Annotated in this window: 14 protein-coding genes and 1 pseudogene; 7 read left to right on the forward strand and 8 right to left on the reverse strand. The window is 69.2% G+C overall.

Features of this window, described 5'->3' with window-relative positions:
- Window positions 1-82: 82 nt before the first annotated feature.
- The 3 genes from ACZ7M2_RS25020 to ACZ7M2_RS25030 all read right to left on the reverse strand — a co-directional run bounded on the left by ACZ7M2_RS25020 (window position 83) and on the right by ACZ7M2_RS25030 (window position 1,977).
- Window positions 83-874: an ABC transporter ATP-binding protein gene (locus ACZ7M2_RS25020; RefSeq protein ID WP_471597137.1), complete on the reverse strand. Its 792-nt coding sequence runs from the start codon at window positions 872-874 to the stop codon at window positions 83-85.
- Entirely contained in the window at window positions 847-1,734 is an 888-nt protein-coding gene (locus ACZ7M2_RS25025; protein ID WP_471597138.1) for an ABC transporter permease, read from the reverse strand. Before ACZ7M2_RS25025 ends, ACZ7M2_RS25020 begins: the two co-directional genes overlap by 28 nt.
- Before the next feature lie 132 nt (window positions 1,735-1,866).
- On the reverse strand, window positions 1,867-1,977 hold the full coding sequence (locus ACZ7M2_RS25030; RefSeq protein ID WP_352046812.1) for a putative leader peptide: 111 nt from the start codon (window positions 1,975-1,977) through the stop codon (window positions 1,867-1,869).
- A 115-nt stretch (window positions 1,978-2,092) separates the two neighbouring features.
- Here ACZ7M2_RS25030 and ACZ7M2_RS25035 point away from each other — a divergent pair, with 115 nt between their 5' ends.
- Entirely contained in the window at window positions 2,093-2,515 is a 423-nt protein-coding gene (locus tag ACZ7M2_RS25035) for a YjbQ family protein (protein WP_352046813.1), read from the forward strand.
- 49 nt (window positions 2,516-2,564) lie between these two features.
- On the opposite strand, the gene ACZ7M2_RS25040 is transcribed toward ACZ7M2_RS25035, so the two are convergent.
- The 3 genes and pseudogenes from ACZ7M2_RS25040 to ACZ7M2_RS25050 all read right to left on the reverse strand — a co-directional run bounded on the left by ACZ7M2_RS25040 (window position 2,565) and on the right by ACZ7M2_RS25050 (window position 4,706).
- Window positions 2,565-2,897, reverse strand: a complete 333-nt coding sequence (locus tag ACZ7M2_RS25040) for a hypothetical protein (protein WP_471597139.1) — start codon at window positions 2,895-2,897, stop codon at window positions 2,565-2,567.
- A gap of 379 nt (window positions 2,898-3,276) precedes the next feature.
- A pseudogene (locus tag ACZ7M2_RS25045) lies at window positions 3,277-4,386 on the reverse strand (RHS repeat-associated core domain-containing protein); the annotation flags it as partial.
- Window positions 4,377-4,706 carry a hypothetical protein gene (locus ACZ7M2_RS25050; protein WP_471597140.1) on the reverse strand — a complete coding sequence of 110 codons (330 nt, stop codon included), beginning with the start codon at window positions 4,704-4,706 and terminating at the stop codon, window positions 4,377-4,379. The pseudogene ACZ7M2_RS25045 and the gene ACZ7M2_RS25050, both read right to left, overlap by 10 nt.
- Window positions 4,707-5,686: 980 nt before the next feature.
- Between ACZ7M2_RS25050 and ACZ7M2_RS25055 the strand changes: the two genes are divergently transcribed.
- The 3 genes from ACZ7M2_RS25055 (at window position 5,687) to ACZ7M2_RS25065 (ending at window position 8,240) form a co-directional block, all read left to right on the forward strand.
- The gene (locus ACZ7M2_RS25055) at window positions 5,687-7,177 is read left to right on the forward strand and encodes a DEAD/DEAH box helicase (RefSeq protein ID WP_471597141.1); all 1,491 of its coding nucleotides are present in this window, start codon (window positions 5,687-5,689) and stop codon (window positions 7,175-7,177) included.
- A gap of 89 nt (window positions 7,178-7,266) precedes the next feature.
- A complete protein-coding gene (locus ACZ7M2_RS25060; protein ID WP_471597142.1) occupies window positions 7,267-7,476 on the forward strand; it encodes a hypothetical protein in 210 nt (69 codons plus the stop codon).
- Between the two features lie 134 nt (window positions 7,477-7,610).
- Window positions 7,611-8,240: a hypothetical protein gene (locus ACZ7M2_RS25065; RefSeq protein WP_471597143.1), complete on the forward strand. Its 630-nt coding sequence runs from the start codon at window positions 7,611-7,613 to the stop codon at window positions 8,238-8,240.
- Window positions 8,241-8,340: 100 nt separating this feature from the next.
- Here the strand turns inward: ACZ7M2_RS25065 and ACZ7M2_RS25070 are convergent, their stop codons facing one another.
- Window positions 8,341-8,508 (reverse strand): hypothetical protein, encoded by a 168-nt coding sequence (locus ACZ7M2_RS25070; RefSeq protein ID WP_471597144.1) that lies wholly within the window; start codon window positions 8,506-8,508, stop codon window positions 8,341-8,343.
- Between the two features lie 686 nt (window positions 8,509-9,194).
- Between ACZ7M2_RS25070 and ACZ7M2_RS25075 the strand changes: the two genes are divergently transcribed.
- Window positions 9,195-9,971, forward strand: coding sequence for a hypothetical protein (locus ACZ7M2_RS25075; protein WP_471597461.1), 777 nt, complete (start codon window positions 9,195-9,197; stop codon window positions 9,969-9,971).
- Between the two features lie 49 nt (window positions 9,972-10,020).
- Here ACZ7M2_RS25075 and ACZ7M2_RS25080 read toward each other — a convergent pair whose 3' ends face one another.
- On the reverse strand, window positions 10,021-10,785 hold the full coding sequence (locus ACZ7M2_RS25080; protein ID WP_403686271.1) for a dienelactone hydrolase family protein: 765 nt from the start codon (window positions 10,783-10,785) through the stop codon (window positions 10,021-10,023).
- Between the two features lie 285 nt (window positions 10,786-11,070).
- Here ACZ7M2_RS25080 and ACZ7M2_RS25085 point away from each other — a divergent pair, with 285 nt between their 5' ends.
- Both ACZ7M2_RS25085 and ACZ7M2_RS25090 read left to right on the forward strand, forming a co-directional pair.
- Window positions 11,071-11,778: an SDR family NAD(P)-dependent oxidoreductase gene (locus tag ACZ7M2_RS25085; protein WP_471597145.1), complete on the forward strand. Its 708-nt coding sequence runs from the start codon at window positions 11,071-11,073 to the stop codon at window positions 11,776-11,778.
- A 97-nt stretch (window positions 11,779-11,875) separates the two neighbouring features.
- On the forward strand, window positions 11,876-12,745 hold the full coding sequence (locus tag ACZ7M2_RS25090) for an aldo/keto reductase family oxidoreductase (protein WP_471597146.1): 870 nt from the start codon (window positions 11,876-11,878) through the stop codon (window positions 12,743-12,745).
- The last annotated feature ends 48 nt before the right edge of the window (window positions 12,746-12,793 follow it).

Below are 12,793 nucleotides of genomic sequence, written 5' to 3' on the forward strand. Positions count from 1 at the left end.
GTGAGGTGAGGTGAGGCGAGGCGAGGTGACGGTGAAGTGAGGGTGAGGCGAGGGCGAAGGGAGACTGAGGGGGAGGAGGAGCTCAGGCGACGGTGTCCACGCCCAGGCGCTCCAGGAGGCCGGCACGCAGTTCGGCGAAGCGGGGGTCGGCGATGTCGCGCGGGCGGTCCAGGTCGACCTGGGTCTCGTACGCGATGACACCGCCGTCCATGACGAGGACCCGGTCGGCGAGCAGCACGGCCTCCTCGACGTCGTGCGTGACCAGCAGCACGGCACAGCCGCGGCGCCGCCACAGTTCGCCGACCAGCCGCTGTGCCTTGATGCGGGTGAGGGCGTCCAGCGCGCCGAACGGCTCGTCGAGCAGCAGAAGATCGGGTTCACGGACCAACGCACGGGCCAGCGAGGCGCGTTGGGCCTCGCCGCCGGAGAGTGTCTTGGGCCAGGCGTTCGCGCGGCGGGTGAGTCCGACCTCGGTCAGCGCCTGCTCGGCGACGGCGCGTTCGGGTTTGCCGGGCAGGCCCAGCAGGACGTTGCGCCACACCTTCTTCCATGGCATCAGCCGGGGCGCCTGGAACGCGACGGCCTTGCGCCGCGGGACCAGCACGGTGCCCTCGATATCACGGTCGAGCCCGGCGAGGATGCGCAGCAGCGTGGACTTGCCGCAACCGCTGCGGCCGAGCAGGGCCACGAACTCGCCCGGACGTACGTCGAGTTGGAGGTCGTCGATGACGGCGCGCCCGTCGAAGGAGCGGGTGAGCCTTTGCACGCGTACGGCTGAGGCCTGGGCGCTCGGGTGTTGCCGGCCGGTCGCGGTCTTCTGCTGGGTGGTGGCGCCCTTCTGGAGGGTCACCGGCCCGTGAACGTCGGTCGCCATTGCAGCAGCAGCCTTTCCAGGGAGCGGACGATGAAGTCGGCGAGCAGGCCGAGGAAGGCGTAGACGATCAGGCAGGCCACGATCACATCGGTCCGCAGGAAGTCACGGGCCTGCACCATGAGGAAACCGATTCCGGCGTCCGCGTTGATCTGCTCGGCGAAGACGAGCGCGAGCCAGGCGATACCGAGGGAGTAGCGAAGCCCGGTCATCGCCCCAGGTAGCGCGCCCGGCAGCACGACATGCCGGACGAGCCCCCACCGCGAGAGTCCGAGGGACTCCCCGGCCTCGATGAGCTGGGAATCGACGCCGCGGATACCGGCGTACACGTTCAGATAGAGGGGGAAGGACACCCCCAGCGTGATGATCGCGATCTTCGGGGCCTCGCCGATCCCGAACCAGATGATGAACAGTGGGATCAGTCCCACGAAGGGCACGGTCCGCAGCATCTGGACGCTCGCGTCCACGAGGTCTTCGCCGATCCGGAAGAGCCCGGAGACGAGGGCGAGTCCGGTACCGACGAGGGTTCCGAGCAACAGCCCCACCGCGACGCGCTGCAAGGAGACGCCCATCGCGTGGGGCAGCGAACCGTCGGCGATCAGATGGCCGCCGACCCGCGCGATGGTGCCCGGCGAGGCGAGGATCTCTGGGGCCAACACCCCTGTGCTGCTGAGGAGTTGCCACAGCGCGAGCAGCAGGAGCGGGCCGGAGGTGCGGCGCAGCCAGCGGGGTACACGGGTGCGGCGGGTGGAGAGGGGGACGATCGGAACGAGCTCGGGTGGCGCCGACTGGGCCGCACCACTCTCGGAGATATCCGAAATATCGGGCTCGGAAGGGGTGGGCGGGGCGTGGCTGATGCTCATGAGTGCTCCACGGGGAGGAGAGCGGCCGGAGAGGAATACGCCATGGCTCCGCCGCGTCAGCGGCTCAGGCGGAGCCGCGACGTGCGGGTGGAGCGGAGCGGGGGTGGGGTGGAACGGGGGAGTGAAAGGGCGTCAGCGGCCGCGGCGACACGCGGCGGAGGCCACCCGCAGCAGGTCGATGTGACCGCGCGTGGTGAGCATGGCTGAACGCAACATGCGGGTGAAAGTAGCCAGGTGGTCCATGCCCGGTCAATGGTGTCTCGCGGAATGGAACGCGTATGCGGGGGAATCGGACGCGTGGGCACGGGCGCGGGCTGTCGGTCGTGTGCGGAAACCGCGGGCGGGTGAGAATCGGGTCATGCCCGATGCCTTCACCACCCGAGTCCTGAACATCACCACCGGTTCGGCGGAGACGGTCTTCGACCTCACCCGCGACTGCGAGGCCTTCCTCCGAGAGGCGGCGGCCGGCCGCGACGGCCTCCTGAATGTCTTCGTGCCCCACGCCACCGCCGGTGTCGCGATCATCGAAACCGGTGCCGGAAGCGACGACGACCTCCTCGCCGCGCTGCACTCCCTGCTGCCCGCGGACGACCGCTGGCAGCACCGCCACGGCAGCCCCGGGCACGGCCGTGACCACGTACTCCCCGCCGTCGTCCCGCCCCACGCGACGCTTCCCGTGCTGGGCGGGAGGCTGGAACTGGGGACGTGGCAGTCGGTGTGTCTGGTGGACACGAACCGTGACAATCCTCGGCGGCAGGTGCGGTTGTCGTTTCTGGGCTAGAGCGTTCCTGGCCGACGTGTGTGCGGGAGTGCGGCGTCCGTCGTGGGAATCAGCTGTCCAGGCGGGTGGCCCGAGCCTTCAGCTCTTCCGCGAAATGATCCCAGTCGGGTCCGAAAGAGAGAAGATCGGCCGCTGCCTCGCGCAGCAGTTCGGGATCGTCCGGGCGCTGCAGGCAGGCCAGCCGGTACGCGAGATTGCGGGCCCAGACCGGCATGGCCATCCAGTCCTCGGCCAATGCGCCGCGCAGCACCGGGAGGATTTCTTCAGGAGTGGCGAACGTGATCTTCTCGATGAAGTCCCGGACCGGATCCGGGATGCGCGGCGCGTCCTCCGCGTAAGTCGAACTGATCAGTTCTTCTGTCGGCTGCGTCAGTTCAGGCATGATCCATTTTCGTTCACGGGTTGAGCCAGTACGTGGCCACACGGTACACAGAGTCGGGTGTCTGGGAGACGCGGTAGCCGATGTCATGGCCACCGATCTTCACCGATCCGTCCATGGGACCGGTGAAGCCCGGTCCCACACGGGGCACGGTCCCGCCGTTCTTCATGTGGTCGTAGACGGAGTTGACGATTCCCTGCTCGATCTGGTCGGGGGACAGACCGGTGGTCCGCAAGTCGTTCGGGACGCCGTTCGCGCCCGTGTGCGCCCGGTCGTATCCGTGGCCGGTGTTGAACTGCCAGCTGTCGTCGCCGACCTTCGCCGACCGCTTGAGATCCTGACCTGCTCCCTTGGACTCGCCGTAGGCGACCTTCTTGTAGTCGGAAGGCATCAGTCCCAGGGGGTCACAGATCGTGTGCGGATTCGCGACATAGGACGATGAATTCGGCGCGGGGGCGAGGCCCAAGGGGTCGGCGGTGAGATATCTGGCGGTTTCCGGGTCGTAATGCCGGAAGTAGTTGTAGTGCAGACCTGTTTCGGGGTCGAAGTACTGGCCGGGAAAGCGCAGGGGGGTGTACGTGGTCGCGCTCGTGTTCCACGTGGTGGTGCCCCAGAGGGTGCTTCGGGTCCGCCATGCGATGTCGCCGTGTTCGTCGACGAGTTCGCGTGGGGTGCCGACGAGGTCGGTGACGATGGCGAAGAACCGGGAGTCGATCTCCTCCTGAGGGGCAACCGACGCTGTGATGCGTTCCGTCTGTGCGACGGGGTGCAGGCCGCGGTGGTCCCAGGTGAGGGTGACCGGGTCGGTCAGTTCCGGCGAGTGGGTCGTCTGCTCGCACAGTGTCGTGCCGTCCCAGGTGAACGTCACGCGCTCGGCGACCGTCGTGCCGTCCGCCGCCATGCGGAGTTTCGCCGTAAGCCGCCCCTTCGGGTCGTACGTGTAGCGCCACACCGTCCCGTCGGGCGTGATGACCTGGGACAGGCGAGTCTTCTGGCGGAGCGTGACACGGCCCAGCGCGTCGTGCTCGTATCGGACGCCGCCGGCCCGGATGATGCCGGTGCCCGCGTAGTCGCGCTCACCGGTGGCCTCGTGACCGGGGTGGGAGGCGGGCCAGGTGGCCGTGGTCTGGTTGCCTGCCGCGTCGTAGGCATAGGTCTCGGTCCAGCCGGTGGCACGCACGACGGTGACGCGACCGGCCGGGTCCAGGTCGAAGGTGCGGCGCCCGCCGAGGTCGTCGTCCAGGGCCGTGAGGTGGCCGTCCTCGCGGTAGGTGTAGGCGCGGCGCTGCAGGGTGCGGCCGTCCGCGCCTGTCGCGGACTGCGCGGACAGCCGGCCCATCGGGTCGAAGGCGTTCTCGAGGGTGAGGAAGTCACCCACGTCACACGTGAGTTCACGTCCGGCCGCGTCGTGCGACCAGGTCGTGCGCGCGCCGGTGGGGGTGGTGCGGCCGATGCGGCGGCCCAACCCATCGTATTCGTAGGTCAGTTGGCGGCGGATCCGTCGACGTACTGCTCGGTCTCGTAGTACGTGCCGGTGGACGGGCCGGTCTTCACCGCGAACGCGTTGCCCTCGTTCACCAGCGAGCGCACGCCCCATTCCCAGCGCTCGCTGAACGACTTGAACTCTCCTGTCAGCCCCTCGTGCCCCAACTCCAGGCCGGACAGGGTGATGTCTCCGAAGCCCCGTCCGGCGCCGGCCTCGCCGACCATGCCGAGCTCGTTCAGCTCGGCCAGGGCCTCGGTCAGTCCCTTGGCGATCAGGTCCAGGCCACCGGACTTGAGGTCTTCGCCGCCATTCCCGCCGCCGGTCATGTGACCCCGGCCGCGGGTACCGCCACGTCCAGCAACTTCGCACCCAGAATCGTCCGGTACGTCCACTCACGTGCGTACTCGCGCCGAGCCTGCGCGTACCGGGCCAGTGCCTGTTCGTCGGAGAACGCGAGAATGAACCGTATGCCGTTGAAGTCGGCGGTCAGCAGCCCGCGTTCTTCCTCCGGGCCCGGCTCGTCGCCCAGAGGCGAGCACTGCCGTCCGTCGGAACTCGCCCAACAGGCGGGCGAACATCCGCCTGAGTGCCACCGCTTCGGGACCCTCGGCCGCCGGCTCCGGATCGGCGGCCACGAGCTCGGCGTTCCGGTCGACCTCTTCCTGGCCGAGGGGAGCCGGACCCGGTTCGCGGTCCGGCCGCTCCTGCCCCGGCGTCGCCGCCGTGCCGGAAGCCGGCGTGCCGCTCATATCCGCGTACTCCGAGAGACGCGACCTCGGTGTTCGCCGCGGCTCACCTGGCGCACCCCCGTGCTCAGACATATGGGCCATCATCACCACCGCACATGGCGTTCGGCAATGTGCCTGGGGCACACCTCTGCCACAGAACATGGCATCGGCCCGGGGAGACCGGCCCGCCGTGGCTCCCGAGAAGCTGTCAGACGCACCTTGCATGCCGGGTCATCCGTATTCCGTCCCGCGCCCCGCCTTGACGGACTCCTTGGTTCTCATGCCGGCGCCTGGGAGAGCCCGCGCGGCAGGCCTGTGTGGGCTCGCCTGGGCGGCCTGTCGGTCGATAATGGTACTTTTCGTGTCCGGACGCGCGTGCCGTGCTAAAGTTGACGTCAGTTGTGGTTCGCGTAAAATCCAAGTGCCTTTGATGACTTTATGTCGTCGGGCATTTTTGCATTTCGCAGAGCGTGGACCCCGGTACCGCCCGGAAGTCGGATTCGGTTCGTTCTTGCAATTCATTCGGTTCATCGCTGCCGAGAATTCCTCGATACGTGCCATATCGAGGAAGGTTCTCCATGAACCGCTCAGCTCGCACGAGCGACCGTTTCGCCAAGCCCCGTCGGCAGGGCGCCCAGGGTCGCCCCGGCGCCCGTTCAGGCGGCGACGGCCGCCGTCCCGCCGCACCGCAGGGCGAGTTCGCGCTGCCGGAGACCATCACCCCGGCTCTCCCCCCGGTCGCGGCCTTCGGTGAGCTGGATCTCCCCGTCGAGTTGCTGAACAAGCTCACCAGCCTCGGAGTGAACGAGCCGTTCCCGATCCAGGCCGCCACGCTGCCGAACTCCCTCGCGGGACGCGACGTCCTGGGTCGCGGGCGCACCGGATCGGGCAAGACGCTCGCCTTCGGCCTCGCGCTCCTCGTGCGCATGGCGGGACAGCGGGCAGAGGCCCGCAAGCCGCGCGCCCTGATCCTCGTTCCCACCCGCGAGCTGGCCCAGCAGGTTACCGACGCGCTCACTCCGTACGCCCAGCTGCTGAAGGTGCGACTGGCCACCGTGGTCGGTGGTATGTCGATCGGGCGGCAGGCCGCCGCGCTGCGGGGCGGGGTCGAGGTCGTCGTCGCGACCCCGGGCCGCCTCACCGATCTCGTCGAGCGCAATGACTGCCGTCTCGACCGGGTGAGCATCACCGTCCTGGACGAGGCCGACCAGATGGCCGACATGGGTTTCATGCCCCAGGTCACCGAGCTGCTGGACCAGGTGCGCCCCGACGGTCAGCGCCTTTTGTTCTCCGCCACTCTGGACCGCAACATCGACCTCCTGGTCCGTCGATATCTCCATGACCCGGTGGTCCACTCGGTCGATCCCTCGGCGGGCGCGGTGACCACGATGGAGCATCACGTACTGCAGGTGCATGGCGCCGACAAGTACGCCACCGCCACGGAGATCGCCGCCCGCGACGGGCGTGTGCTCATGTTCCTGGACACCAAGCACGCCGTCGACCAGTTCACCAGGCACCTGCTGGGCAGTGGGGTGAAAGCCGCGGCACTGCACAGCGGCAAGTCACAGCCCCAGCGCACGCGCACGCTGGCCCAGTTCAAGACCGGTCACATCACGGTCCTGGTGGCGACCAACGTCGCTGCCCGCGGTATCCATGTCGACGATCTCGACCTCGTCGTCAACGTCGACCCGCCCAGCGACCACAAGGACTACCTGCACCGAGGCGGCCGTACCGCCCGCGCCGGGGAGTCCGGCAGCGTCGTCACGCTCGTGCTGCCCGCCCAGCGCCGCGACATGATCCGTCTCATGTCCGACGCGGGCATCCGGCCACATGTCACCCAGGTCCGTTCCGGCGAGGCGGAGTTGAGCCGTATCACCGGCGCGCAGGCTCCCTCCGGTGTTCCCATCGGCGGCGGCCGACCGGTCGCGGAGCGACCCGAGCGCGGCGGTGCCCCCTTCCGGGGCCTGGGCACCCGCCCGGGCCGCGCCGGTGGCGAGTCCCGCCGGGCCGCCGAGGCACGCCAGACGGCCGAGGCCCGGAAGGCCGCTCGGGTTCGTCGTGGCGCGTAGGCCGAGGCGTGGCAACGGAACCTGTGCGTGACGAACTGTGGGCCTCCCGCGCCGAGGTTCACACGTAAGAGGGACACGCGAGTGACGCGGTGACCTGTCCGGAACGCCTCGAACGCATCTCCGACCGGATGGGCAGCGGAAGGAAACGGCTGAGGTCTCCGCTCGCGATCCTGGTCGCCGAAGGGCTGACCAACCGCTGGACGGCCAGGGTGCTGCGGCTCAGTGAGGAAGCGGCCGCGGGCGACGCGAGCGGTCAACTTCCCACGATCGAAGGCCACATGGCGGCTCGGCCGCACTAGCACATGAGTCGGCCCAGGAAGCACATGTGTCGCACATATCCGCGCGACAGGAGCATCCGGTTCCACTAGTGCGTACTATCTCTACACTGCTGCAGGCCGTGGCAGTTGTGTCCTGCGAGTGATTGGCCCATGTCATGACTGAAGTCAGCTCCCCTTCCCACTCCACTGAACTCACGTCGCAGTACATCGCCCAGGTGACGGGTGACCTCGACCGCAACGCCAAGGAGCAGGAGCGTGTCGCTGCGGAGATCGAGGCCCTGCAGGAGCAGTTGAGTGCCCTGCAGCACGATCACACCGTGCTGGTGAACATGCAGGACGCGCTCGGCGGTCCCAGCCCGGCCCCGGAGGCGGAGGCCGCGGCTGCGCCCACCGTGCCTCACCAGGCCTCTGCCGAACCCAAGCAGAGCAAGGGCAAGAAGGCGGCCGCCACGGGCGCCAAGAAGACGGCGTCCAAGAAGCCCGCCGCCAAGACCTCATCCGTGAAGGCGTCCCCGGCCGCCGCCAAGCCGACCCTCGTCGAGCTGATCCGAGGGCACCTGGAGAAGCAGAGCGAGCCGCGTTCCGCCGCCGAGATCACCACCGCGCTCACGCAGGCCCACCCCGACCGGAGCGTGAAGACCACGGTCGTGCGCACCACCCTCGAAGGACTCGTCGCCAAGAGCCACGCCCACCGCGCCAAGCAGGGTTCGTCGGTCTTCTACACCACGGCAGTCGCCTCGGAGCCCGCGTCGGCCGAGCCGCAGCAGGAGACGGTGTCCGACTGAGCATCCGCAGGAGCACGTGACGCCTGGCAACTGGTGGCCGGCACCTGGGAACTGACATCGGCATCGGGCCGCGGGTCGGTCCGCGAGCAGGGCCGTGCCGTCAGGAGAATTCGTGTCGTACGACCCAGTAGTCGTCCTCTTGAGCCGAGGCGGCGCACAGGTGGAGCTCGGGGGAGCCCGTCACCGCGGCGATGCGTAACGGCAGGTGCTCGCCCACTGGGTCCGTGACTGCCACCCAAGCGCAGTGGTGCCACTTCTCGTCCAGCACACGGAGATCACAGCGCTCCAGGTGGGCCGGCCTCGGGGGCGAAGGTGTCGTCGAGGTAATGGCCGTACGCGGTGTCAGGGGTAGTAGGGGCCCGCGGACAGTCCGCTCTTCACCGCGAACCCGTTGCCCACTCGCGTGCCGCCTCGCCGTGTGCCACGGCGTAACGGGCCAGTGCCCGTTCGTCGGAGAAGGCCAGGGCGAAGCGGATGCCCTTCGGACCGGCGGTCAGGAAGCCGCGCTCGTGGTCCGGACCGGGCCCGTCGTCGACGCTCCCGCGAAGACGTCACGGGCTCCGGCACGGCCGGTCGGCCCGCCGGTTCCGCGTAGTCCGCAAGCCGTGACCTCGGAATACGCGGTTCCCCTGCCCCGTCCCCCTGCTCGGACATGCGTCCCCTCGTCACGACCGCACACAACACGTCACAACGGCGCGCGCGGCACACCCCTGTCGCAACGGAGCACGGACCAAAAGACGGGGAACCGGCACTGGCCGGGGGCTCCGTGGTGCGGGCTTTGTCGCTCTATACGATGAGGCGTCCTGTGGGGGATTGGGGGAGAGACCATTGGGTTGGGCGGTCGACGAGCGTCGCGGTGATACCGGAGACGGTCATGCGTACGGCGACGGGCCCGACGACGACCGGTCGCCGTCCGCCGCGAGTGACGGCGCGGGCGCGCGGCCGCGCGACCCGCTGCGCCGGTTCGTGTCGTTCGTCGGGCGCACGCTGTACGGCGAGTGGCACGGCATCGTCGTGGATCCGGTACGGCAACTCGTGCGCCGTGGGCTGTCCGGACTCCTGCTGGCGTTCGTGGCCGTCTTCGGTGTCATCTTCTTCCACGCGCTCGCCCAACATCCCACCGGTGCGGTGATCGTGCGGCTGACCGGCGGAGTGAAGGCCTGTCTGCCGCTGCCCCTGGCCCTGCTGCGTACTCCGGTGTCGCTGTACGTGCCCGCTCTCGACCTTCCCGTGTGGGCGGGCATCACCCAGCTGTTCTTCGCCTTTGCGCTCGCGGAACTCGCCCTCGGCCGGGCCCGGACACTGTTCATCGCGTACGCCACCACCCTGGCCGGCACCCTCACGGTCCGCGTCATGATCGCGCTCGGCCCGGGCTGGTGGGGGCTCGGCCTGCCGCCCGGGATCGGGCAGGTGCTCGACACCGGACCCTCCGCCGCGGTGGTGGGACTGTTCACCTACCTCTCGGTCATCCGGCGCGCCCCCATCGTGTTCGCGCTCACCGGCGGCTCGATGGTGTGGGAGTCGATCGTCAAACCCAATCTGGCAGGCCGTGAACACCTGATCGCCGTGGGCGCCGCGATCGTCCTGGCGGTGCTGCACGGGCGCTGCCGAAGACTGCGGGAATCCCTCGGCGCCCTGCTTTTCTCGGCGTGGTCACGCAGTGGCCTGGAGCGGCTGTTCCCGCCCCGTGGTGAGGGGCGTACGCAGGGCGCGAGGACTCAACCGCGCTGAGGGTCCCCGACCGGGGACGGCCGTCCCCGCGAGCGGAGGGGAGGCGTGTTCAGAGGGCGCGCTCGAAGAGGTCGAGCAGGGCTGCCCAGTGGCGTTCGGTGGCCTTGGCGTCGTACACGGCGGTGTCGGCCATGGTGTAGCCGTGGTGCGCGCCGGTGTAGACCTCGCTGCGGTGGCGGACACCCGCCTCGGTGAACGCCTTGTCGAGGCGCTCGATCTGCTCGGGAGGCAGGGAGGCGTCCTGGTCGGCGTGGCCGAAGTAAAGCTCCGCGGTGATACGGCCGGCGAGCAGGTGCGGGCTGTCCGGTGCGTCGGTCGCCAGCCGGGCGCCGTGGAAGCCGGCCATGGCCGCGACCCGCTCGGGGTAGGTGCCGGCGGTGCGCAGGGCCAGGCCTGCGCCCATGCAGTAGCCGGTGGTGCCGACCGGTCCGTCGGCGGCCTGCGGGCAGGCCGCCAGCCAGGACAGATAGGCGTCGGCATCGCGCATGGCCAGGTCGGGGGTCAACTCCTGGATGAGCGGCATGAGTTGCCCGAACAGCCCCGGACGGTGGGCCGCGTCGATGAAGTCGGGCAGTTCCACTACCGGGGCAGGACCGTGGCGGTAGAGGAGGTTGGGAACCAGCACGGTGTAGCCGGCCCCGGCGAGCCGGTCGGCCATCTCCTTCAGCCGGGGGCGCAGTCCGATGGCGTCCATGTAGAACAGCACCGCGGGGTGGGCGGTGTTGTCGTCGGGGTGGGCCAGATAGGCGTCGGCCGAGCCGTCCTGGGTGGGGATGTTCACGGAGGTTCCGCGTACATCACGTACATCGGTCATGGGCGTCCCTCTTCTTCTCCCGGGTGTCTCCCGGGGCGTCTTCCGGGCGTTTCGGGGTGGCGCGCGGGTCTCCGCGGCCACCTGATCGCGGCGGTCCCGTCGTGCAGTCTGGCACTCGTGGTGCGGTCGGTTCGGCAGGGCCCCGCTGTCGTTCCCGTGCCCGGAGCCGCCGTCGTGCGCGGACGGATTCCTGGCGCGCCGCCGGACGCGTACGAGCCTGGTACCGACAGTCCCAGGAAGACCGGGCTACTGGCTGTGCACATCGTCCGGTCGCAGGGTGGAGTCATGACGACCACACTCATCACCGGAGCGAACAAGGGGCTCGGCCATGAAGCCGCCCGCCGGCTCGTCGCCGCGGGTCACACGGTCTACGTCGGCAGCCGGGACGCCGAACGCGGACGGCGGGCCGCCGAGCAGCTGGGCGCCCGGGCCGTCCAGCTCGATGTCACCGACGACGCGTCGGTGCAGGCCGCCGTGAAGGCCATCGAGGCCGAGGGTGGGCTTGACGTACTGATCAACAACGCGGGTATCGAGTCCAGGGGCGAGGGCAACTCCGTGATCGGCGCAGCGGAGGTGACCGCCGATGTGATGCGGGAGACGTTCGAGACGAACGTCTTCGGCATGGTGCGCGTCACCCACGCCTTCCTCCCGCTGCTCCAGGCCTCGGCCGCCCCGGTGGTGGTCAACGTCAGCAGTGGGCTGGCCTCGCTGGCCCGGGTGAGCGATGCGGGCACTCCGGCGTACGCCTACCCCGGCGTCGCCTACCCGGCTTCGAAGACCACCGTCAACATGATCACCGTGCAGTACGCGAAGGCGTTCCCGAACATGCGGATCAACGCGGTGGAGCCCGGCTTCACCAAGACCGACCTGAACGGGAACACCGGCATCCAGACCGTCGAGCAGGGCGCCGAGATCATCGTCCGGACGGCGCAGATCGGCCCCGCCGGTCCCACCGGGGGCTTCTTCGACGCCGAAGGCACCCTTCCCTGGTAGTCCGAGCCGGTACGCCACCACGTACGCGTGCCAGATCCCGCGACCGCCACTCAGCCCCACCGCCCCATCGCCCCACCGAACCATCAGGAGCATCGACATGACCGTGCAGTCACTTCCCGGCGGAACGTTCACCATGGCCAAGGACCTGAGGGTCACCCGCATGGGCTACGGCGCCATGCAGCTCGCCGGTCCGCACGTGTTCGGGCCGCCGGCCGACCGGGACGCCGCCCTGGCCGTTCTGCGCGAGGCGGTAGAGCGGGGGATCACACACATCGACACCTCCGACTTCTACGGCCCGTACGTCACCAACCAGATCATCAAGGAAGCGCTGCACCCCTACCCGGCCGGCCTGCACATCGTGACCAAGGTCGGAGCACTGCGGGACGCCGAGGGAGGCTGGCCGAGGGCGCTGTCGCGCGACGAGCTGCGTCAGGCCGTGCACAGCAACCTCGAGAACCTCGGCCTGGACACACTCGACGTCGTCAACCTGCGGGTCGGAGGGCTCGACGCTCCCGAGCCGGGTTCGCTCGCCGAACCGTTCACCGTGCTTGCGGAGCTCCAGCAGGAGGGGCTGATCAGGCATCTCGGTGTCAGTACCGTCTCCGCCGAGCAGATCAAGGAAGCCCAGTCCATCGCGCCCGTCGTGTGTGTGCAGAACTTCTACAACCTCGCGAACCGCGCCGACGACGCGCTGATCGACTCCCTGGCCGAGCAGGGCATCGCCTACGTGCCCTACTTCCCCATCGGCGGTTTCTCCCCGCTGCAGTCGGACACCCTGCACGCGGTCGCCAACCGGCTGGAGACCACTGCGGTCGCCGTCGCCCTGGCCTGGCTGTTGCAGCGTTCCCCGAACATCCTGCTCATCCCGGGCACCTCCTCGGTGGCGCACCTGCGTGACAACATCGCCGCTGCCGCCCTGGTCCTTCCCGAGAAGGAACTGGCCGAGCTGAACGGGATCGCGGTGTGAGGAACGTGGGATCGTCACGCCCGAGGTATGGGCGTGGCGGCCCCGTGG

The organism is Streptomyces sp. NPDC111507 (genome assembly GCF_055638955.1).

Bases quoted from the DNA above. Each gene is read 5' to 3' on its own strand.
- ACZ7M2_RS25020 (WP_471597137.1), bottom strand. From the start codon at position 874: ATGGCGACCGACGTTCACGGGCCGGTGACCCTCCAGAAGGGCGCCACC.
- ACZ7M2_RS25030 (WP_352046812.1), bottom strand. From the start codon at position 1,977: ATGGACCACCTGGCTACTTTCACCCGCATGTTGCGTTCAGCCATGCTC.
- ACZ7M2_RS25025 (WP_471597138.1), bottom strand. From the start codon at position 1,734: ATGAGCATCAGCCACGCCCCGCCCACCCCTTCCGAGCCCGATATTTCG.
- ACZ7M2_RS25055 (WP_471597141.1), top strand. From the start codon at position 5,687: ATGAACCGCTCAGCTCGCACGAGCGACCGTTTCGCCAAGCCCCGTCGG.
- ACZ7M2_RS25090 (WP_471597146.1), top strand. From the start codon at position 11,876: ATGACCGTGCAGTCACTTCCCGGCGGAACGTTCACCATGGCCAAGGAC.
- ACZ7M2_RS25050 (WP_471597140.1), bottom strand. From the start codon at position 4,706: ATGACCGGCGGCGGGAATGGCGGCGAAGACCTCAAGTCCGGTGGCCTG.
- ACZ7M2_RS25040 (WP_471597139.1), bottom strand. From the start codon at position 2,897: ATGCCTGAACTGACGCAGCCGACAGAAGAACTGATCAGTTCGACTTAC.
- ACZ7M2_RS25080 (WP_403686271.1), bottom strand. From the start codon at position 10,785: ATGACCGATGTACGTGATGTACGCGGAACCTCCGTGAACATCCCCACC.
- ACZ7M2_RS25085 (WP_471597145.1), top strand. From the start codon at position 11,071: ATGACGACCACACTCATCACCGGAGCGAACAAGGGGCTCGGCCATGAA.
- ACZ7M2_RS25065 (WP_471597143.1), top strand. From the start codon at position 7,611: ATGACTGAAGTCAGCTCCCCTTCCCACTCCACTGAACTCACGTCGCAG.
- ACZ7M2_RS25035 (WP_352046813.1), top strand. From the start codon at position 2,093: ATGCCCGATGCCTTCACCACCCGAGTCCTGAACATCACCACCGGTTCG.